At 37.2% G+C, this 18919-nt stretch carries 18 protein-coding genes and 1 tRNA gene; 9 read left to right on the forward strand and 10 right to left on the reverse strand.

Annotated elements, in window-relative coordinates; translation table 11 throughout:
- Window positions 1–8 precede the first annotated feature (8 nt).
- The 4 genes from H1P_RS06240 to H1P_RS06255 form a co-directional block, all read right to left on the reverse strand.
- Window positions 9–1652 carry an ABC1 kinase family protein gene (locus H1P_RS06240; protein WP_186375859.1) on the reverse strand — a complete coding sequence of 548 codons (1644 nt, stop codon included), beginning with the start codon at window positions 1650–1652 and terminating at the stop codon, window positions 9–11.
- A 91-nt stretch (window positions 1653–1743) separates the two neighbouring features.
- On the reverse strand, window positions 1744–2172 hold the full coding sequence (locus tag H1P_RS06245; protein ID WP_144865206.1) for a tellurite resistance TerB family protein: 429 nt from the start codon (window positions 2170–2172) through the stop codon (window positions 1744–1746).
- 106 nt (window positions 2173–2278) lie between these two features.
- Window positions 2279–3679, reverse strand: a complete 1401-nt coding sequence (locus H1P_RS06250) for a 16S rRNA (cytosine(967)-C(5))-methyltransferase (protein ID WP_144865208.1) — start codon at window positions 3677–3679, stop codon at window positions 2279–2281.
- A gap of 322 nt (window positions 3680–4001) precedes the next feature.
- Window positions 4002–4220 (reverse strand): DUF4327 family protein, encoded by a 219-nt coding sequence (locus H1P_RS06255; protein WP_144865210.1) that lies wholly within the window; start codon window positions 4218–4220, stop codon window positions 4002–4004.
- A gap of 652 nt (window positions 4221–4872) precedes the next feature.
- Between H1P_RS06255 and H1P_RS06260 the strand changes: the two genes are divergently transcribed.
- Both H1P_RS06260 and H1P_RS35810 read left to right on the forward strand, forming a co-directional pair.
- On the forward strand, window positions 4873–6456 hold the full coding sequence (locus H1P_RS06260) for a S8 family serine peptidase (protein WP_144865212.1): 1584 nt from the start codon (window positions 4873–4875) through the stop codon (window positions 6454–6456).
- Window positions 6457–6497: 41 nt separating this feature from the next.
- Window positions 6498–6671, forward strand: a complete 174-nt coding sequence (locus H1P_RS35810; RefSeq protein WP_186375860.1) for a hypothetical protein — start codon at window positions 6498–6500, stop codon at window positions 6669–6671.
- Between the two features lie 105 nt (window positions 6672–6776).
- On the opposite strand, the gene ctpC is transcribed toward H1P_RS35810, so the two are convergent.
- Window positions 6777–8066 carry a carboxyl-terminal processing protease CtpC gene (gene ctpC / locus H1P_RS06265; protein ID WP_144865214.1) on the reverse strand — a complete coding sequence of 430 codons (1290 nt, stop codon included), beginning with the start codon at window positions 8064–8066 and terminating at the stop codon, window positions 6777–6779.
- 158 nt (window positions 8067–8224) lie between these two features.
- On the opposite strand from ctpC, the gene H1P_RS06270 reads away from it, so the two are divergent.
- The 6 genes from H1P_RS06270 to H1P_RS06295 all read left to right on the forward strand — a co-directional run bounded on the left by H1P_RS06270 (window position 8225) and on the right by H1P_RS06295 (window position 13400).
- Window positions 8225–8992, forward strand: a complete 768-nt coding sequence (locus H1P_RS06270; protein ID WP_144865216.1) for a cell division protein FtsQ/DivIB — start codon at window positions 8225–8227, stop codon at window positions 8990–8992.
- Between the two features lie 512 nt (window positions 8993–9504).
- Complete coding sequence (locus H1P_RS06275; protein ID WP_144865218.1) at window positions 9505–9720, forward strand: hypothetical protein; 216 nt, start codon at window positions 9505–9507, stop codon at window positions 9718–9720.
- A 585-nt stretch (window positions 9721–10305) separates the two neighbouring features.
- Window positions 10306–11604, forward strand: a complete 1299-nt coding sequence (gene ftsZ, locus H1P_RS06280; RefSeq protein WP_144865220.1) for a cell division protein FtsZ — start codon at window positions 10306–10308, stop codon at window positions 11602–11604.
- A gap of 22 nt (window positions 11605–11626) precedes the next feature.
- The gene (thiD, locus tag H1P_RS06285) at window positions 11627–12424 is read left to right on the forward strand and encodes a bifunctional hydroxymethylpyrimidine kinase/phosphomethylpyrimidine kinase (protein WP_144865222.1); all 798 of its coding nucleotides are present in this window, start codon (window positions 11627–11629) and stop codon (window positions 12422–12424) included.
- 60 nt (window positions 12425–12484) lie between these two features.
- Window positions 12485–12952 carry an SMC-Scp complex subunit ScpB gene (gene scpB, locus H1P_RS06290; RefSeq protein ID WP_144865224.1) on the forward strand — a complete coding sequence of 156 codons (468 nt, stop codon included), beginning with the start codon at window positions 12485–12487 and terminating at the stop codon, window positions 12950–12952.
- An 85-nt stretch (window positions 12953–13037) separates the two neighbouring features.
- Window positions 13038–13400 (forward strand): DUF760 domain-containing protein, encoded by a 363-nt coding sequence (locus H1P_RS06295; RefSeq protein ID WP_144865227.1) that lies wholly within the window; start codon window positions 13038–13040, stop codon window positions 13398–13400.
- Between the two features lie 356 nt (window positions 13401–13756).
- Here the strand turns inward: H1P_RS06295 and H1P_RS06300 are convergent.
- Window positions 13757–13830, reverse strand: a tRNA-Met gene (locus H1P_RS06300).
- 139 nt (window positions 13831–13969) lie between these two features.
- A complete protein-coding gene (locus H1P_RS06305; RefSeq protein WP_144865229.1) occupies window positions 13970–14224 on the reverse strand; it encodes a TIGR03643 family protein in 255 nt (84 codons plus the stop codon).
- A gap of 35 nt (window positions 14225–14259) precedes the next feature.
- On the opposite strand from H1P_RS06305, the gene H1P_RS06310 reads away from it, so the two are divergent.
- Window positions 14260–14862, forward strand: a complete 603-nt coding sequence (locus tag H1P_RS06310) for a DUF6985 domain-containing protein (protein WP_222426957.1) — start codon at window positions 14260–14262, stop codon at window positions 14860–14862.
- Window positions 14863–14928: 66 nt separating this feature from the next.
- On the opposite strand, the gene cobJ is transcribed toward H1P_RS06310, so the two are convergent.
- From cobJ to dnaB, 3 genes are all read right to left on the reverse strand, one after another.
- Entirely contained in the window at window positions 14929–16836 is a 1908-nt protein-coding gene (cobJ, locus tag H1P_RS06315; protein WP_144865231.1) for a precorrin-3B C(17)-methyltransferase, read from the reverse strand.
- Between the two features lie 68 nt (window positions 16837–16904).
- On the reverse strand, window positions 16905–17342 hold the full coding sequence (locus tag H1P_RS06320) for a secondary thiamine-phosphate synthase enzyme YjbQ (RefSeq protein ID WP_144865233.1): 438 nt from the start codon (window positions 17340–17342) through the stop codon (window positions 16905–16907).
- Window positions 17343–17424: 82 nt separating this feature from the next.
- Window positions 17425–18762: a replicative DNA helicase gene (dnaB, locus tag H1P_RS06325; RefSeq protein WP_144865235.1), complete on the reverse strand. Its 1338-nt coding sequence runs from the start codon at window positions 18760–18762 to the stop codon at window positions 17425–17427.
- Window positions 18763–18919: the final 157 nt, after the last annotated feature.

Consider the following 18919-nt stretch of genomic DNA (forward strand, 5'->3'; position numbering starts at 1 on the left):
TTCATCCTTTATTTAAGTCTTCCCGAACGTAAAATACTGACAAGCAACCACAAACCTAAAAAACTAGCAGCAGCAAATAAAATATCAGTAATCAAAGCTAATTGTTGGGTTTGCGCGCCCGTAGAAATAATCGCAGCACCCATAATCAAAGAGCCAACCACAATACTAAAAGACAGACGATTAGCAGAATCATCAACACTGCGTCGTAAAGAATCTACCTGTTTAACAGAAATGTTCCATTGTAAAGTTTCTTTTCCTAAACGCTCTAATAAGAGTTCTAGCTGACGAGGCGATTGGAGAGATAAAGATTTAAAATCTAAAACAGTTCTGAGTAACGTAGGAATTGGAGCTTCCCCTATTAATTGACGGCGTAAAATATCCGTCATCAAAGGCTTAATTTCAACTAAAAGATTTAAGTTAGGATTTAATTGGCGAGCTACTCCTTCTAGATTAGCTAAAGTCTTAGTGAATAAACCTAAATTACGAGGAAGTTTAATTTTATTTTTTCGAGCTAATTGCAGTACTTCATAAAATATTTCACTAAAGTTTAGTTGTGCCAAATTAAGATTATAGTAACGGCGTAAAATCTTGTCGTAGTCATTTTCTAAAGTGGCTAAATTAGAACTTTGACTGTTTTCTGAAAGTTCTAAAGTAAGCTGAGAACAACGACTTGCATCCATATCAATAATGGCGAGTAGCATCTCAGTTAATAACTTTTGGGTACGGGGGTCTAAACTACCAATAGAACCGCAATCGATCAGAGCTACCTTGCTATTATCTAGATAAAAAATATTACCTGGATGGGGGTCTGCATGGAAAAAACCATCGATAAACATCTGTTGAAAGAAAGCTCTAAATAAGATCGTAGTAATAGTTTCACAATTATTAACCGCATCTTCTGAAACCAAAGGTACATCCGCTTGTAAAATTGGTTGACCAACTAACCATTCTAAAGTTAACAATTTTTCTGTGGTAATCGACCAATATATTTTAGGAATTACAAGCTTTTGAGAGTCAAACCACTTGCTTGTAGCTAAATTTTGTCTTAATTGGTCGGTATAACCAGCCTCTTTAGTGAAGTCTAATTCTGCTTTAATAGCTTGGGTAAATTCTTCAGCAAGACCAACAGTATTGTAATCTTGTCCAAACTCTGTGAGAGAAACTAATTCTGCGATCGCTTTAATCAATATGATATCTTGATCTACAATGCGATCGATTCCTGGTCTTTGGACTTTTAAGGCAACAGACTCTCCATTGATTAGAGTAGCATGATGCACTTGAGCGATCGATCCTGCTGCAACTGGTTCTGGATCGATATTGGAAAATATCTGCGTAATCGGTTGCGATAATTGCTCTTTGATAACTGCTTCTATTTCCAACCAGGGTACAGGAGGAACTTCTGCTTGCAAGGCGGTTAAAGACTGAATATACTCTGGTGGTAAAAGATCGGGTCGAGTACTTAAAAGTTGACCAATTTTGACATAAAAAGGGCCTAATTCAGTCAAGATATTCTTAAAGACAGCAGGAGGAGGTAACTGAGGTTCATCAGCTTTTCCTCCCACTAATAAACCCCGCATATAGTCCCAGCCATTACCGAGAACAATCTCTATAATTTCTCGCTGACGACCACTGGTTTTAGTTAAAGAAAACACTATTACATTTAATGATTAGTTGTTGGTGGTTGATTGCTCGTCCCGTCAGGCGGGATAATATAGTTAGTTGTTATTTACTTGCTACTTTTAATCACGATTGCTCTTGAATGGCTTTTTGATACATTGTTTGAATTTTTTTGAGTACTTTATCCAAAATGTTAGTGCAGGATTTGTTGCTAGGATCGCATAATTGCAATTTTTCCATTAATCGAGTTTCCCTAACATCTACATACCCATCGCTGTAGATCAAACCGCTCATTTTTTCGAGTAAATCTTGATAATCTTTGATATTAGGCTTATCTGTAGTGTACTCGTCAATCCATTGATAACATTCTTGAGGTGTAACCTGCTTAATTTCTAAAAGTAAGGCTCGAATATCAGGATCATCTGCCAAACCTAATTCTGTGGCTACACGATGCAAATACTTTCTTTCCTCTGGCTCGATTACTCCATCAATCCAAGCAGCACCAATCAGTATTTTGAGTAATTTTTGGGTTTTACAAGTTTTAACGGCTGTCATTATCAGTTATCAGTTATCAGTTATCAGTTATCAGTTATCAGTTATCAGTTTTAGTAGTTAACTACGAGTTAAAGAACCACTAACAAAGAGTCATAAACCCACAAAATCAATATTGTCTAGCTAGTTTCACCATGAAAAATCCATCCATATTGTACTGGTGAGGATAAATCTTTAGCCAACCAGCATCAGTATCAAAGGTATCCCAAAAAACACCAGATGGCGATTGAATTTTCCAATGGGGATGACTCTCCAAAAACGATTGTATTACTTTTTCATTTTCTTGGAGATTAAGAGTACAGGTAGCGTAAACCAAAATTCCCTGGGGTTTTACCCAAGTGGCTGCTTGTTCTAAAAGTTCTTTTTGTAAAATGGTTAATTCTTTTACTTTTTCAGGGGTTTGTCGCCAACGAATATCAGGACGTTTATGGAGTGTTCCCAGTCCCGAACAGGGTGCATCCAGTAAAACTCTGTCACATTTATTAACAAAACGCTCTAAATTACGACTATCTTCTGCTAAAGCATTAATGGAGTTTAGTTTTAAACGATTGGCATTTTGCGCTACCTTTTGTAATCTCTTAGTAGAGCGATCGCAAGCCCAAATTTCTCCTCGATCTCCCATTAATTCGGCAATATGGGTAGTTTTTCCTCCTGGTGCTGCACAAGCATCGATTATCGTTTCTCCTGGCTGAGGAGCGAGCAAATGCGTTACTAGCTGTGCGCTACTATCTTGGACTATCCACCATCCTGCATCATAACCAGGTAACTTGCGAATATCTCCTGCACCAGATTCAATTCTTAAAGCTTGGGGAAGTGAGGCGATTAAAGATACCTGCACTCCTATATCTTCCAAAGCGGTCTTAACTTCCGCAACGGAGGTTTGCAAGATATTAACTCGTAGCTCGATCTTTCCTGGTCGATTAAACCAAGCAAGTAGCTTATTAGTTTCTTGAACCGATAGCTGCTGTAGCCAATTTTTGACTATCCAGTTAGGGAAAGAATAATAAACCCCCATTTTATTAATATCTTCTGGGGATAAATCCTGTTTTCCGATAATAGTGTTACCTTCTGTAGATAACTCTGGTGGTAATGCTAAAAGATCGCCATTTGCTGTTTGACGAATGTAGTTGCGTAGCAAACCATTAACCACCCCTTTGAGACGGGATAAACCGTTAACTTTAGATAGTTCTACGGTTGTATTAACGGCTGCGGAAGAGGGAACATGAGTTAAATAACGTAATTGATATAAACCTAGATGAAAAATACGTCTAAGCTTGGGTGGTTGCTGAGAAGCTTTTTTTTTACCTAATAAATCGATTAAAGTATCTAGCGATCGCTCTGTGCGAATTACGCCATAAACTAATTGAGACACCAAAGACCGATCTCTTGTTTCTAAGCTATTTTTCCGCAATATACGATCTAATGCCACATCAGTATAAGTCTGATGACGATCTATTTCTTGTAAAGCCAAAAACGCCAATTGACGAGGGTTTTCTGTAGTAAATTCCATAAATTTAGCCCAGTAAGAATAAACAGTAACTGATACTAAATCCTGTTGATAGAGGTCACATATCTTATACTAAATCAAACAATGTTGGCGACAGATGATCTTTAGAGTAGGGGCGTTTCTTGATGCGCTGCCAAAAACATCTTAAACCGAAAGAACGGGGCGCAATTTTGTAGTTTACCTAGTAGAAAATAGGGCTTATCTTGTTCCGCGCCCTTGAGAATTGGTATCAGCCCCTTGGGAATGTTTTTCAATACAAACTTACGATTGTTCCCCCCGCAGGGTTGCATCACTGTTTACTGTTCACTGACAATCGATCGCTGAATTAGTCTTCGTCCCAGTCTTCTACTAGCAAAAGCTCTTGAATAGGGTCTTTTAGAGAAAAATCAAATTCTATCAATTCATTTTTCCAGTATTTCCAGTCACTACCTAGCAAAAGTGCTATTTTACTCAAATTATCTTCTGGTTTTACAATATTTGATTGTATTAGGGAAGATACTTTGCGCTGCAACTTAACCATAGGATGTGCAACTTGTTTATTCATATGTCTCAATAATGTTAAACTTACAATTAGTGTTTGATTAAAATGGCTACTGTCACAGGTCTGGCAACCATAATATAGATTAAGAGATAGATACTTGTTGCCAAGATATTTTAAGAGAATTGTCTCTACACAATCTATGTGTTTTAAATTTTGCTTCGACGGCTATATCAAACTATAGATGGTATTCGTATATACAATATACTTTAGTATTACCAAAATATCATGAATTTAAACAGAAGCCATTTATCGTATACAAGCTTCTAGGTCTTAGTTTTTAGCTAATTATCAATCTAATTGTAAAGGTACAAAGCAAAAGTCGCAATTACTTCAATTTAAACTTAAACCAAATACTATTATAAAGAATAAAGCTAACAAAGATCGCTAACAGCTAGCAGTTGGATTCTTTGTTGGTTGAGAACAAAGAGCCATCACCCTCGGTTTTAAAGATTTTGATTGTCTAATTTGCTTTGTTGAATATACCATAAGCAAAAAGACACTACATACTTGTAACCTATATTGTACCATTTGTGCAAATATTTTTTTACAAGTTGTGAGCTTTTGGAGCTGAACTTTCCTAGCCTTCGAGGGTCTAAGATAATTTAAAAGCTTTGTTTAAGAGATTGAGACAAGAAACTTTTTTGGCTAAATATTGATGAACTACAAATTTTTCAAGCTAATTAGTGTTGGTCTAGTAGTGGGGACTGTTGCTCCTGTATTAGCTCTTAATGATTCTACTGGTGATGCGGGGATCAACGCGTTACGACTCCATGAAGCACCTTACAACCTATTAGGACGCAAAATTGGCATTGGTCAAGTAGAAATTGGTCGTCCAGGTAAATTTGGCGTAGATAAAGCAGATACAATTTATTCAAAAATTAAGCCAAACGCAGTTTTTTATCGTAACGAGTCGGCAAAATCTGATAGCAACATTGATAATCATGCCATAATGGTAGCAGGAGTCATGATTAGTCAAGACAAACTCTTAAAAGGGGTTGCGCCATTAGCTAAACTATACGCTACTGCGGTTGGTTCTTTTAGCAAGGGAGGACAAGCAGAAGAATGTCTTGCTAGTCAGCATATTGCTCAACAAAATGGGAATGATGTTCGAGCTATTAATTTTAGCTTTGGAGAATCTTTAGAAAGAGATGAAAGAGAAGAAGCCAAACTGGATGGCAAAGCTCTCTTAACAGAATGCATTGATTGGTCAGCCAGAGTTCATGATACTCTTTACATAATTGCAGGTAATCAAGGCACAGGAGGAATTCCCATTCCTACAGATAATTTTAATGGGGTTACTACTGCTTACACCACAAAACGGAATGAGCGATTTGTCAAAGTAGATTTTGCTAATTTGAGTGCGCTTCCTGTGGGAATTGGTCGCAATGCAATTAAAAAAGAAATTAATTATGGCGATCGCAGAGCCGTCAGTTTATTAGCTCCTGGTAGCCAAATTGCCGTACACAATAAAGAAGGAAAACCAGAAAAAGTAAGCGGAACAAGCTTTGCAGCACCCCATATCACTGCTTCTGTTGCTCTGTTACAAGAATTTGGAGATCGCAACATTAGTCAATCTCTTCCCAACTGGACTACCGATGCACGTCGTCATGAAGTAACCAAAGCAGTTTTACTTAATTCTGCGGATAAAATTCTTGATACTGGAGATGGTTTACTACTGGGAATGGAACGCACTACTATCAGCGAAAAAAACACTACCTGGTTAGATTCTGATGCCTATGTCAATCCTCGTATTCCCCTAGATATCCAGATGGGTACGGGACACCTTAATGTGTTTCGCGCCTATCAACAATTTAGTAGCGGAAAAATTTCCCCAGAACAATTAACTCCTAACATTGGCTGGAACTATAGTCAAATCGCCGTTAATGAATATCAAGACTATTACATAGAGCAACCCCTCAAAGCAGGAAGTCATGCAGCTATTACTCTAACCTGGGATCGGCTAGTTTCTCTTAATGATTTTAATCGTGACGGAAAATATACTGTTGGGGAAACTTTTCGCGATCGCGGCTTAAATAATCTGGATCTCTATTTAATTCCTGCGGACGAGTCTAGTAATCTCAGAAATACTTGCTCTTCTATCAGTTACGAAGACAGTGTAGAACATATTTTTTGCCCTATTCCTGCTGATGGACGCTACAAAATCCGCGTTCACTACCGTCGTCAGTTAAATGAACCCACGCAAAATTATGGTTTAGCTTGGTGGACAGTGGGAAAATAAGGAACAAAAAATAAGGAACAAGGAGCAACCAGCCGCTAACCATGAACAAGCAACAAAATTGGTATATCATCCAACAAGAAGACGGTACTTGCGACATTATTACATCAGAAGAAAAATCCCCAAATGTCAAAAGTTGGGGGGAATTTAAAACTCAAGAAGAAGCAATCGTTAAAAGAGTAGGTTTAATTCGTTCAGGAAAATGCCAACCACAATAAGGAATGAAACATGAATTTTAAGTTAAGAAACAATCACCATAATGTAGTAATTACTTATTAATGGCTAGTACTTAGTTGTTTGTTCCTCTTTCCTCACTGCTTTCTCTATTTATTAGCTCGATCTGAAGAATTGTTTTGTACTTGAATTTCTTGACCTAAGATTTGTATTGCTTTACTAAATTGGGGATCTTCTTCCGTTCCCATTAAAGTGAGATCGCTTTGAAGTTTTTTCCGTTCTTCTTCGGCTAATTCTACTATATGATCGGGTGGGATTCCTTCTTTGTGAATATCTCGCCCACTAGGAGTTAAATACTTAGCAATAGTAACAGCTAACCCAGAGCCATCTCCTAAAGAGCGTACTGACTGAACCAAACCTTTACCAAAAGTTTGTGTGCCAACTAATACGGCTCTATCATTATCTTGTAACGCCCCTGAAAGAATCTCACTGGCACTAGCAGAACCACCATCTATTAGGATTACTAGGGGTTTATCGGTCAATGCGTTGTTATTTGCCCATTGGCGATCGCTCTCTCCCCCACGATCTACAGTAGAGACAATTGCACCCTCTTTGAGCCACATCCGAGCAATATCAATACTGGCATATAATAAGCCACCAGGATTAGAGCGTAGATCCAAAATATAGCCATTAACATTTTGATTTTCAAAATCTTCGATAGCTTCGCGCATTTCTTTAGAAGCTTGTGCGCTAAATTGAGTTAAGCGAATATAGCCCACTTGACCAATTTGCGTATTTTCCAGACTGGCTTTTACGGGATGAATTTGAATCTTGGCTCGAACAATCTCGTAATTAATTTCTCCTTGCTCTCTTTGAATAGTTAAGGTGACCGAACTTCCAGGCTTACCCCTAATTAATTGTACCGCATCATTGGTGTCCATTCCTTTGGTATCAACCCCATCAATTTTAGTAATGATGTCTTTGGCTAAGATACCAGCTTCAAAAGCGGGAGTTTCTTCAATAGGAGAAATGACCATTAAGCGGTCTGTTTCTTCGTCTTTAGCAATTGTAATACCTACCCCAGTTAATTCTCCAGAGGTATCAATTTGCATATTTTTGAATTCTTCAGGATCCATAAAGCGAGTGTAGGGATCGCCCAGCTTTTCTAGCATTTCCCTAACTGCATCATAAGCTTCTTCTTTGTCGCCGTAAGGACGCTCTAAATATTCTTGGCGTACATTCTGCCAATCAAGTTCATTAAAATTTGTATCAACGTACTGATGATTAATAATTTGCCAAACTTCATCAACTAACTCTTTGGGACTTTCTTGAAAAAAAGCTTGGCTTTGAGATAAATGAACACCAGTGCCAGTAACCGCTACAGTAGAGAGTGCAATGGCAGTAGCACCAAGAACCAGCCCGCTTTTAGTAATTATCATAATTTGTATATATAATGTCAGTGAAAATCTACAAGTAATAAATATATAGAGCCTACTTTATCACAGGTATTTATTTTAAACATTTTTCACTCTAAGATTCAGAAGTCGGCATCTAGATGCTCTAAAAATAACACAAAATTTACGGTTGCTGTAAATCTATGACCGCTCATCCTTGTCCTGAATTGAAGCAAAAGATTACTTTACTCAAAACAAAACAGCGTAAAGTACAGCGTCATTATTTGTATCGTTCTCTTGTGGTCAGTATGTTTGCTGGTGGTATTCTTGCTTCGATCCTGTCTGGCAACTGGCAGATTAAGGATCGATCCCAAATCACGATCATAGGAGATCGCTTAATTGATTCTGCCATTATCTCCAACAGTATTAACATTACCTATCCTCAATCTATTATCACCATACCCAGCCAGCAAATAGAAAGTCAGTTACAATCAATTTCTGCTTTGCAAGCAGTCCAAGTAACAAAAACTATTTTTCCTCTTTCAGTTAATATTTATCTTCAAGAAAGAATTCCTGTTGCTACAGCACTATCTTTAGGAAAGGTAGGTTTTTTAGATAGCCAGGGGGTTTGGCTAGAACCGATTTTATACAACCATCAACAAGCTAATTTTTCTTCAACTGCTATTAAAGTTGTCAATTTTAAACCACAATACAGCAGTATTTGGTCAGAAATCTACAGTTTGATTACTGCCTATCCTACTCTTGATGTCCAAGAAGTTCATTGGGAAGATGGAGGAAAGCTATCTCTAGTTACCAGCAGGTTTAAAGTCATTTTTGGCGCAGATTATTCCTTATTGCAACGTCAGTTTGAGACTCTAGCAAGTTTTCCAGATTTGGCAACTAATCGAGACTTACAAAATATTGCTCAAATTGATCTGACTAATCCAGATGCTCCTTTTTTAGAACAATAATTATGGAAACTAATTGATAATTTTGTTTTCTGCTTCAAAGGGGAAAAATAAGTAATTTAGTACGCCTAATTTTATAGAGCCAGTTTTCTCAAGGTCTTGTGAATTTACCCAAATATAAATTTTGGCCACACATCATAGCATTTACTTTGATTATATATTTATTGGCGATCTATTTTAGAGACTTTAGTTATAGAGAAATCGACTCAGCTATAGGACTAAAGTCGCACAATAATTATCTCTTTCGTTGAGATATGATTTAAGACGTTTTTCAGATGTTTTAACCTTCTCAAATTTTTAAGATCAAATTCAGATAAAATCCAAAGGAAGACAAAAAATGCCAGATCGTTGTCGTTCTCAGTAATGCCAACAACGTTAGTATTCAAATATTTAGAAGATTTATTACTGAGCCATTTTTTGCTGAAATAGCTCTTGCTGCATAGTTTGTCTTTTTTACCAATGCGTAAGTCCTATCGTAGATCGGCTACCTTAATACTTGAGAACTAGGTCAACCAATGAAAAGTCATATATTATCTCGATCCCGCTTGACGAGCGCGGGGATGGGGGGACTTCAACAAACCACAGACAAATGTTGGCAGCAAAACATAAAACCAGAAAAGTCCCCCCTATCCACCCCTGCCGAGGCTTCCTCGGCAAAGGAACGCCCTAAAGGACTTCCTTCGGTCGCGCGAGTGTTGACGGGACTCCGCCGTCCCCCCGCGCCGACGTAAGGTGCAAGGGAATACGCTGCGATTCGGAGACGGCACGTGAGCGTTGGTCAAATCAATTGCGAAGGAATTTACTCTATACCCTTACACTCTTATATATATCCAACACCAAGATTCACCTTATGATTTTTCACAAAAATAAAGTGGAGCTACTGATGATTCATTAGCCTTGAGCTCTATGGGTTCAGACGGTAATAACTTTCACAATTTACGCTTGTGAGACTCTGCTAATTTCTTGAACATTCTGACAAAACTCCAGTAAGCTCTTTTTCCTAAACTAAACTCTGAACAAGCTGATAGCTGATAGCTCATAGCTTTTAAAGATATGTTTACTCTGTCTAATTTAGACAAAATACATACTATTATAATCAATAAACTTTTAATAATACTGATTTTGTAAAACATTATCATCTTGGAATATAACAAAGATAGCGACTTATCGTTATCTGCTAAATTTAGATGTGCAATCATTACAAAAATTTAAAAATTTTTAGGCAAATTGATTTATTTGAATGATAATTAGTTAGTTCTCAGACCAAGAAACTAAATCGACCTCGCATAACCTGCAAATACCTATTCATACTTCTCATGACTTCCAATCGTAAAATTGAATATCTTTCCGTAAATCAAATCAACAATAACCACGAATATAACCAGTTATTTGTGGCCAACAAAAATCAATCTTCCAATAATGTAAAAACTTCCCCCTTTATGGGGAATCCCAATACTCCATCAACCAAGGAAGAAATCAGTAATAGTAAAATTGTACCTAGTAATGTTGCAAAAATCAAGGTTATTGGAGTAGGTGGCGGTGGTTGCAATGCAGTCAACCGAATGATTGAAAGCGATGTCTCAGGTATTGAATTTTGGGCAGTCAATACAGATGCTCAGGCCCTGGAAAAAGCAGATGCCCCTCAAAAATTACAAATTGGGCAAAAAATTACTAAAGGTTTGGGTGCAGGAGGTAATCCCGCTATTGGACAAAAAGCAGCAGAGGAATCTCGCGAAGAAATTGCTCACGCACTGGAAAACACCGATTTAGTATTTATCACTGCTGGTATGGGAGGCGGTACTGGTACAGGTGCAGCACCAATCGCAGCCGAGGTAGCTAAAGAAATGGGCTGCTTAACTGTAGGGGTGGTCACACGTCCTTTCACTTTTGAAGGTAGAAGACGCACTACTCAAGCAGAAGAAGGAATCAATGCTCTTAAAAGCCGTGTTGATACTCTAATCACAATTCCCAATAATCAACTTTTAACCGTAATTTCTCCAGAAACCCCTATTCAGCAAGCTTTTCGTATTGCAGACGATGTGTTAAGGCAAGGTGTCCAAGGAATTTCTGATATTATCACAATTCCTGGTTTGATTAATGTTGATTTTGCCGATGTACGAGCAATTGTAGCTGACGCAGGCTCAGCATTAATGGGTATTGGAGTGAGTTCTGGAAAATCCCGCGCTAGAGAAGCAGCAGCTACGGCAGTATCTTCTCCTTTACTAGAGGCTTCGATTAATGGAGCAAAAGGAGTAGTAATGAACATTACAGGCGGTTACGATTTGACACTTCATGAAGTCAATGCTGCTGCGGAAAGCGTTTATGAAGTAGTAGATCAAGATGCCAATATTATCTTTGGTGCGGTGATTGATGACAATATGGAGGGAGATATTCGGATTACCGTTATTGCTACAGGTTTTGATAATGAATCAGCAAGCAATGAACATCCACTTTTTGCCGAAAACACTCCACTGTTTGGCTCTAGTTCCCAATCCGCCCCAGAACAGAATTCAGGGGGTCAAAACAGCGATCGCCAAATTCCTCAACCGCCCAAGAATCCCAATCGGATTGAAATACCTGACTTTCTACAAAGAAGACGTTTTCCTCGAAATTAAACCAAATTATTAATCGTATTCAATGACAAAAATAGCACTAACAATTGCGGGTTCTGATAGTGGAGGTGGTGCGGGAGTTCAAGCTGACTTACGCACTTTTGCCTTTCATAAAATTCATGGGACAAGTGCTATTACCTGTGTAACGGCTCAAAACACAGTAGGAGTTACAGACGTAGCAGCCATAACGCCTAAATTGGTTCAAGCACAATTGGCAGCTATTTTTGACGATATGTCAGTGGATGCGGTTAAAACAGGAATGTTACTTAATCAAGAAATTATTGAAGCAGTAGCAAAATTTATCAGAGAGCGCAATGTTCATCCGTTGGTAGTAGACCCTGTAATGGTATCCCGTGCGGGAGTACAATTAATTGATGACAGTGCTGTTATCAGTTTAAAAACGTCACTATTACCTCAAGCAACTATAATTACCCCTAATCTTTATGAGGCGCGCATCTTGAGTAATCAAGAAATCAACACTGTTGAGGAGATGAAACAAGCAGCCGTTACTATTCAAAAGCAATTAGGGGTACCAGTAGTTTTAATTAAAGGTGGTGGATTGAGCGATCGCTATCAAAGTCCAGATGTTTGGTTTGATGGTCATAACGGGGAAATTCTCACAGGAGAAAGAATTGTCACTAAAAACACTCACGGTACAGGCTGCACTCTCTCATCTGCGATCGCTGCTAATTTAGCTTTAGGCAAAGATTTATTGACTGCTGTTAAAGAAGCAAAACACTACGTTACTGTAGCATTACAGAACTCTTTAGATATTGGTCAGGGCAATGGCCCAGTAGGGCATTTTTTCCCTTTGTTACTTTAATAAATATAGATAAATATAGATAAATATTAGATAGTGTTCAATCTTGATGAGGTAAATAAAGTGAAATTAACAACCAAGATCGAAGCACTTCTCTACATTAAAGGTAAAGCTCTTTCTCTGGCTGAGATAGCTACATCGCTCCAAGCTGAAACAGAAACGATTGAAGAGGCCTTAATTGAGTTAATGAGTGACTATGCTCACCGTGATAGTGCCTTAGAAATTGTCGAAAATAACTTAGGCTATAGCTTGCAACTCAAATCAGCTTATGAAACTCTGTTAAAAGATTCAATCCCTGCTGAACTGGGCAAAGGAGCATTACGGACTTTAGCTGCGATCGCTATTAAATATCCTTTGCTACAAACAGATCTCATAGAAATGCGAGGAAGCAGTGCTTATCAGCAAGTAGGGGAATTAGTAGAGCTTGGCTTTATTCGGAAACGTCCTCAAACAGATGGTCGCTCCTATTGGCTAGAAGTTACAGACAAGTTTCATCAATACTTTGAAATCGATAAATTAGCCATTTCTTAGAGAAATTTAGCGTATCTTGCTATAGCGGTTATCATCAATATTGTGGCAAAGTATATATAACGTACATCCAAAATTTGGATTAGGAATGATATTTAATTTTGATTTTTTAGAGTCGGAGTCTTCTGATAGAGATTACAATAATCTCATGGAATACCTGCGACAGCAACATCCTGAAGTATTAGCTAGGGTTGCTCATTCAGCTAGTCCTGAAGTGAAACAAATTATCTCTCAAAACGTACAAGGGCTAGTAGGAATGTTACCTACAGGCGACTTTAATATTAAAGTTACTACAGATCGTGAAAATCTGGCTCATCTTTTAGCCTCAGCTATGATGACTGGCTATTTCCTCTGTCAAATGGAAAAAAGAAGGGATTTAGAAGAAAATCTGTCTCAGTCTGATTCTTTAAATGATCGCTCTAATTCTCAAGATTCTTCAGAAGCAGAATAAAGTAGGGCTATGATTTTCCAACACACAAAAAGATGGGAAGTTAAAAATTTAACTTGACCATCAATTTCGTGCTGTTCTATTTTTCGGTTTATAGTTGCTGTTTGTTAGTTACAGACTTTATCCACCTTTAGCGAAGGTGAGCATAATTACAATTGATAACAACATTCCAGGGGTTAATAGTACAGCCAAAGTTAGTAGTTCGCTACCATTCATAGAAAATTTTTGAGCTTCAAATCTGATTACTTTCTTAGATTAGCTTGTAACTCAATTAAACTAAGAAAAATCCCTAAAAAATTTATTAATTGCAAACTGTTGACTTGAAGCGTCAGGCAGACAACCATTTAGAGAATTAATTATGCCTGGAGGCAGACTTGAACTGCCGACCGCGAGGATATGAATCTCGTGCTCTAACCGACTGAGCTACCCAGGCTTTAACATTGCTTATTATATATTTTAATTGTTGTGAAAAACAAGCAAGATATAATAATTTTTACTTATATAAGTGATTTGCTTTTGCTATTGACGAGAATTAGGATATTCAGTCTTTGCTGGGTCAAAGAACGCTATGTCTAAGTTTTTTGGTTTTGAGACTTAAATCTACCTTCAATAAAGTCTCTTTGTGTTAAATGTTTGGTTTTTCTGCCGCTAACTCGTTTACGCCACATCCTAAAACTAGAGGCTTTCATTTCCCGACGCATGATAGCAATTACTTGTTTTTCTTGTAAGCCATACTGAGTCTTAATGGCTTCAAAAGGGGTACGATCTTCCCATGCCATTTCTAATATACGATCTATAATTTGGCTATCTAATTCTGGTAATTTCATTTGGTTTTGGTTATTGATTATTGGGTAGAAACGTTTTGACAGAACGTCCGTACAGTGTTTGGTGGTTTGTTGCTTACTGCTTGTTGCTCTTTGAACCTACCGACTACTTTATCAAGACAACTTCTGAAAAGGCTCGTTCAATTGGTATATTGATGGGTAAGGATAAAATGATTAAACTAATTAAAAATTTGCACAATGCTTCTAATGGACAAGAAGGTGAAGTTTATTGCACTTTATTCGAGCGATACATAAATCTTTATAATTTGGAGGATGCCAGTGAAACTTATGTATTAAAGTGTGCCAAATATTTAAATAATTTTGATGATATGATTATTAATCATCTTTGTGAAGCTTCAATTCGCTATTGCAATGATTGTTTAGAAACTGTTGGTGAAGATTTAAAATACTTCGATGATCCCAGAGCAGTATTAGCTTTAATTAATCCTAGTTCATTATTTATTCCCAATCCAGAAGGACGAAATGAGCCAGCAATTGACCTCGAATTAAACTGCGAATGGGAAGAAGAACATGGTATGGAGTGGGTAATTAGAGGAGATAAAGTTTTATATGTAGGAGCTTATCATGGGGAAAATCCTTGGGGCGAATTTGAACCAAAAGATAATTGGAATTATGCTTAGTTAATAAGTTAATAGAAGCATTGTAATCAAGCTAATAATCACTTACATAAAAATATTTCTATTAAGCTACTTTAAATAACCTCTGGGTGTAATCATCCAATCGTGATATTCATAGGTATTACTATTTCCAATAATAACGGTAGTCAGCATATCTATAGGATGATCGAGCATTTTTTCTAAAGTAGTAATCGTAATTTGTTCGTCTTCGCGATAAACAGATTTAACAATTGCTACGGGAGTCTTTTTAGCTCTGTGTTGTAAAAAGATTGCTTGTGCTTTAACAATTTGATCTATTCTTTTTTGCGATCGCGGATTGTAAAATACTGTTACAAAATCCCCCATTGCTGCTGCTTCGATCCGTTTAATAATTACTTCCCAAGGTGTTAGTAAATCACTCAAACTAATAGAGCAAAAGTCATGCATTAGAGGTGCGCCGACACGAGATGCAGTAGCTTGTAAAGCGGAAATACCAGGAAAAACTTGTACTTGAGGATTTTGCCCATCCCATTCCTTACTTTTTAATTGTTCTAAAATTAAGCCCGCCATCCCATAAATCCCACAGTCTCCTGAAGAGATTACAGCCACAGTTAAACCCCATTGTGCTAATGCAATGGCTCTTTCTCCTCTTGCTTTCTCTTGGGTAATGGGTAAGGCTTCAATAATTTGTGATGAACGTAATAAAGACTTAATTAGGTCAATGTAGAGAGTATAGCCAATTACTACATCGGCTTCGGTTATGGCAGTTTTAGCAGCAGGAGTAATTTGTTCTAGACTACCAGGCCCTGTACCAATAAGATACAATTTTCCTATTCTGCCTGTATATTCTACATCGGATTGCGCGATCGCGATTGTAACTGCGCCTTGATTTTTCTGTTTAAAGATTTGTTTTTTGACTAATAGTTGGCAATTATTGGTATTATCTGGGCTGTTAGCAGACATACCGCCAAAGATAGCAGCAGCTTCAGCTACGCTAGGTGTACCAACTTCTTGCTCTACTATTTTAGAAGGGGTGGGAACTGTAATTTGTTTGAGAGTATCTGCATTAAAGGTTTTTAAGGGTAGATTGTTCTCTTGACACAGTTGGATAATACCTGGCTCATCAGCTTTAATCTCTATGGTGGCAATACTTGCGATCGCTTTTACTGAAAGATGATATTGTTGAAGAGTATTAGTCACCGCGTCTTTAATTAATTGTGGTGCGGTATTTCTTTCGCAACCGATACCAATCCACAATACTCTAGGATGCCATTGTACTTTTGGTAATTTATCACTATTTGCCAAGTTTCTAGTAGTAGCACTAATCCAAATTCTGGCTTGATACGTTATATTAGTCTCGGTTATTTTTTCAGTATTGTGATTATCTTGTTTGAGATTATTAATTACTAAAGAATGCTTTTCAGGTAAGCTATTCATCCATAAACTAGAGCCAGCATCTTGCATCACCTCTACTGTTTCATTCTTAGCTACTGCAGCCATTACATTTGTCCAATTGCCCGTACCTTTTCCCCATCCAAAAGGCTTCCCTAATAGATCGATTACGGGTAAATTTAAGCTACTAGAACTTCCTGTAATAATAGGTGTTGCTGATAGCTGCTGAGCAATTAATTTTGTTAATAAGTCTCCATTATTTTGATGTCCGCCACAAAGACTTATAACAAATTTTCCTGCTGCATCGATGACTATAATAGCAGGATCGTGATGTTTATCTGTTAATAAAGGTGCGATTATTCTTGTTACTGCACCAGTAGCTAAACAGAAGACTAAAGCATCATATTGATTCCAGATTGTCGTTACTTGCTCTGATAGAGAATTGCTGTATTTTTGGAGATTATTTGTTTGTTCTATTTCTAGCTTTTTAGGAGAGTAAAGTACACCACCTGTCGCAGTTTGTAGAGTTTGCAACAGCTTAATACTATCAGCAGTTACGCCCAGAAATGCGATTAGTTGAAATTGCTCAAAAACAGTATTTTGCACTATTAAATTAATTGTTGGTTGTTAACGGTTACTGTAAGATGGGCATTGCCCACCTAACTAATTATTTTTCAATTTCCTGTAATTTGCACTAACACCTGACGCTTCCTTGCGCCATCTAGTTCAAAAAATAAAATAGATTGATAAGTACCTAAAGCTAATTTTCCATCAACAACAGGAACAGTCTCACTATTATTTAACATCATAGCTATTAAATGAGAATGAGCATTTTCTGGTTCATCAGGAGGAACATCTCGCAAATGCAAATCATTGTGTAAATATTTAGCATCAGCAGGAGCTAGTTTAGCAAAATGTCTTTTGATATCTTCCAGTAATCTCACTTCATATTCGTTAATAGCAACTGCGGTAGTTGTATGTTTTACAAATACAATTACTTTACCATTTTTTATTCTTGTTGCTGTTAATATTGCTTCAACTTGAGGCGTAATATTATGAATATTAATTCCTATATCTGTTTGAATCTCAATAATTTGATTAACTATTTGCATCTACTTAAAAATCACTCGGTTTTATCGATAAAAATACTTATAGGGCTAAATTGTACTTTCCTTATCCCTCATCCCTCATCCTTTAATAATTACCATGTCTAGCTAAATTATCAAACCTAGTAAATTCACCTTGGAAAATTAATTTTACCGTACCAACTGGGCCATTACGATGTTTTACAATAATCGCTTCTGCAATACCGCGATCGGGAGTATCGGGATTATAATATTCATCACGATACAGCATAACTACTAAATCCGCGTCTTGTTCTATTGAACCACTTTCTCTTAAATCTGAAAGCATGGGACGTTTATTATTTCGCTGTTCCACCCCCCTACTAAGTTGAGATAAAGCAATAATAGGAACGTTTAACTCTCTAGCTAAACCTTTAAGAGAACGAGTCATTTTTGACAATTCTTGAACCCGATTCTCGCTACCACTTCCTTCCATTAATTGAAGATAATCTAGTAAAACTAAGCCCAATTCTTGTTTAGTTTGTCCTTGTAATCTGCGAACTTGCGATCGCATTTGCATAATCGATAGATTAGCAGTATCGTCTATATAAATGGGTAATTCGGATAAATTTCCTACTGCACCTACCAAGGGTTCAAATTCATTTTGGCTAATTCTACCAGAGCGCAATCTATTACTAGGGATTTTGGCATCACTGGCTAACATTCTTTGTGCTAATTGTTCCCGCGACATCTCTAAACTAAAGATGGCTACAGGAAGCTTTTGTTGTTTAGCAATATTAGCAGCAATACAAAGACAAAAAGAAGTTTTTCCCATCGCAGGTCTTCCCGCCACAATAATTAAATCGGATCGTCCAAAACCGCTAGTAATAGCATCTAAATCATAAAATCCAGAAGGTATGCCAGGTAAAGCTGTTTCTTGATGTAACTCTTCAATAGTATTAAAAGCATTAACCAAAGTATCAGAAATTGGCACTAAACCTTCTTGGGGTCTTTCTTGATTAAGGCGAAATATTTTTTGTTCTGATTCGTCTAATACTTCTTCTAATTCTTTAGTCGTATCGTAACCCAAATCGACAATTTCATGACCTGCATAAATTAATTGGCGACGGGTGAATTTATCCATCACTAAAGCAGTATAGCGATCTATATTAACTGCCGATACAGTACGATTTAATAATTGGGCTAATTTGGTTGTACCACCAATTTTTTCCAGTAAGTTACGATCTGCAAGGTAGCTACTAACCGCCATCAAGTCTGTAGGTTTACCTTGAGAATGCAATACTTGAGCAGCACTATAAATTACTTGATGTGCTTCCAAGGAAAAAGCCTTAATTACTAAACTATCAGCTACCCGCGCCATTGCTTCAGGGTCTAGTAAAATACCACCTAAAATTGCTTCTTCCGCTTCGATATTAACAGGAGGAAGATTATTGAAAATATCTACCATTAATTCTAATCGCTGACTGGTGCTTACTTAGCATAAAAGAAATTAAGGTACAGATAAACTAAATTACAGTATTTTGTTATTTTTTGCACTGTAAAGGGAACTCTAGTTAGGCTAGGGCAGATATTTACCTAATGTGAAATTAAGCAAGAAAATTAGT

The organism is Hyella patelloides LEGE 07179, from assembly GCF_900659865.1.
Taxonomy (GTDB): domain Bacteria; phylum Cyanobacteriota; class Cyanobacteriia; order Cyanobacteriales; family Xenococcaceae; genus Hyella; species Hyella patelloides.

Coding starts and splice junctions, on each gene's coding strand:
- H1P_RS06245 (WP_144865206.1), bottom strand. CDS start 2,172: ATGACAGCCGTTAAAACTTGTAAAACCCAAAAATTACTCAAAATACTG.
- H1P_RS06250 (WP_144865208.1), bottom strand. CDS start 3,679: ATGGAATTTACTACAGAAAACCCTCGTCAATTGGCGTTTTTGGCTTTA.
- H1P_RS06255 (WP_144865210.1), bottom strand. CDS start 4,220: ATGAATAAACAAGTTGCACATCCTATGGTTAAGTTGCAGCGCAAAGTA.
- H1P_RS06260 (WP_144865212.1), top strand. CDS start 4,873: ATGAACTACAAATTTTTCAAGCTAATTAGTGTTGGTCTAGTAGTGGGG.
- H1P_RS35810 (WP_186375860.1), top strand. CDS start 6,498: ATGAACAAGCAACAAAATTGGTATATCATCCAACAAGAAGACGGTACT.
- ctpC (WP_144865214.1), bottom strand. CDS start 8,066: ATGATAATTACTAAAAGCGGGCTGGTTCTTGGTGCTACTGCCATTGCA.
- H1P_RS06270 (WP_144865216.1), top strand. CDS start 8,225: ATGACCGCTCATCCTTGTCCTGAATTGAAGCAAAAGATTACTTTACTC.
- H1P_RS06275 (WP_144865218.1), top strand. CDS start 9,505: ATGAAAAGTCATATATTATCTCGATCCCGCTTGACGAGCGCGGGGATG.
- ftsZ (WP_144865220.1), top strand. CDS start 10,306: ATGACTTCCAATCGTAAAATTGAATATCTTTCCGTAAATCAAATCAAC.
- thiD (WP_144865222.1), top strand. CDS start 11,627: ATGACAAAAATAGCACTAACAATTGCGGGTTCTGATAGTGGAGGTGGT.
- H1P_RS06295 (WP_144865227.1), top strand. CDS start 13,038: ATGATATTTAATTTTGATTTTTTAGAGTCGGAGTCTTCTGATAGAGAT.
- H1P_RS06305 (WP_144865229.1), bottom strand. CDS start 14,224: ATGAAATTACCAGAATTAGATAGCCAAATTATAGATCGTATATTAGAA.
- H1P_RS06320 (WP_144865233.1), bottom strand. CDS start 17,342: ATGCAAATAGTTAATCAAATTATTGAGATTCAAACAGATATAGGAATT.
- dnaB (WP_144865235.1), bottom strand. CDS start 18,762: ATGGTAGATATTTTCAATAATCTTCCTCCTGTTAATATCGAAGCGGAA.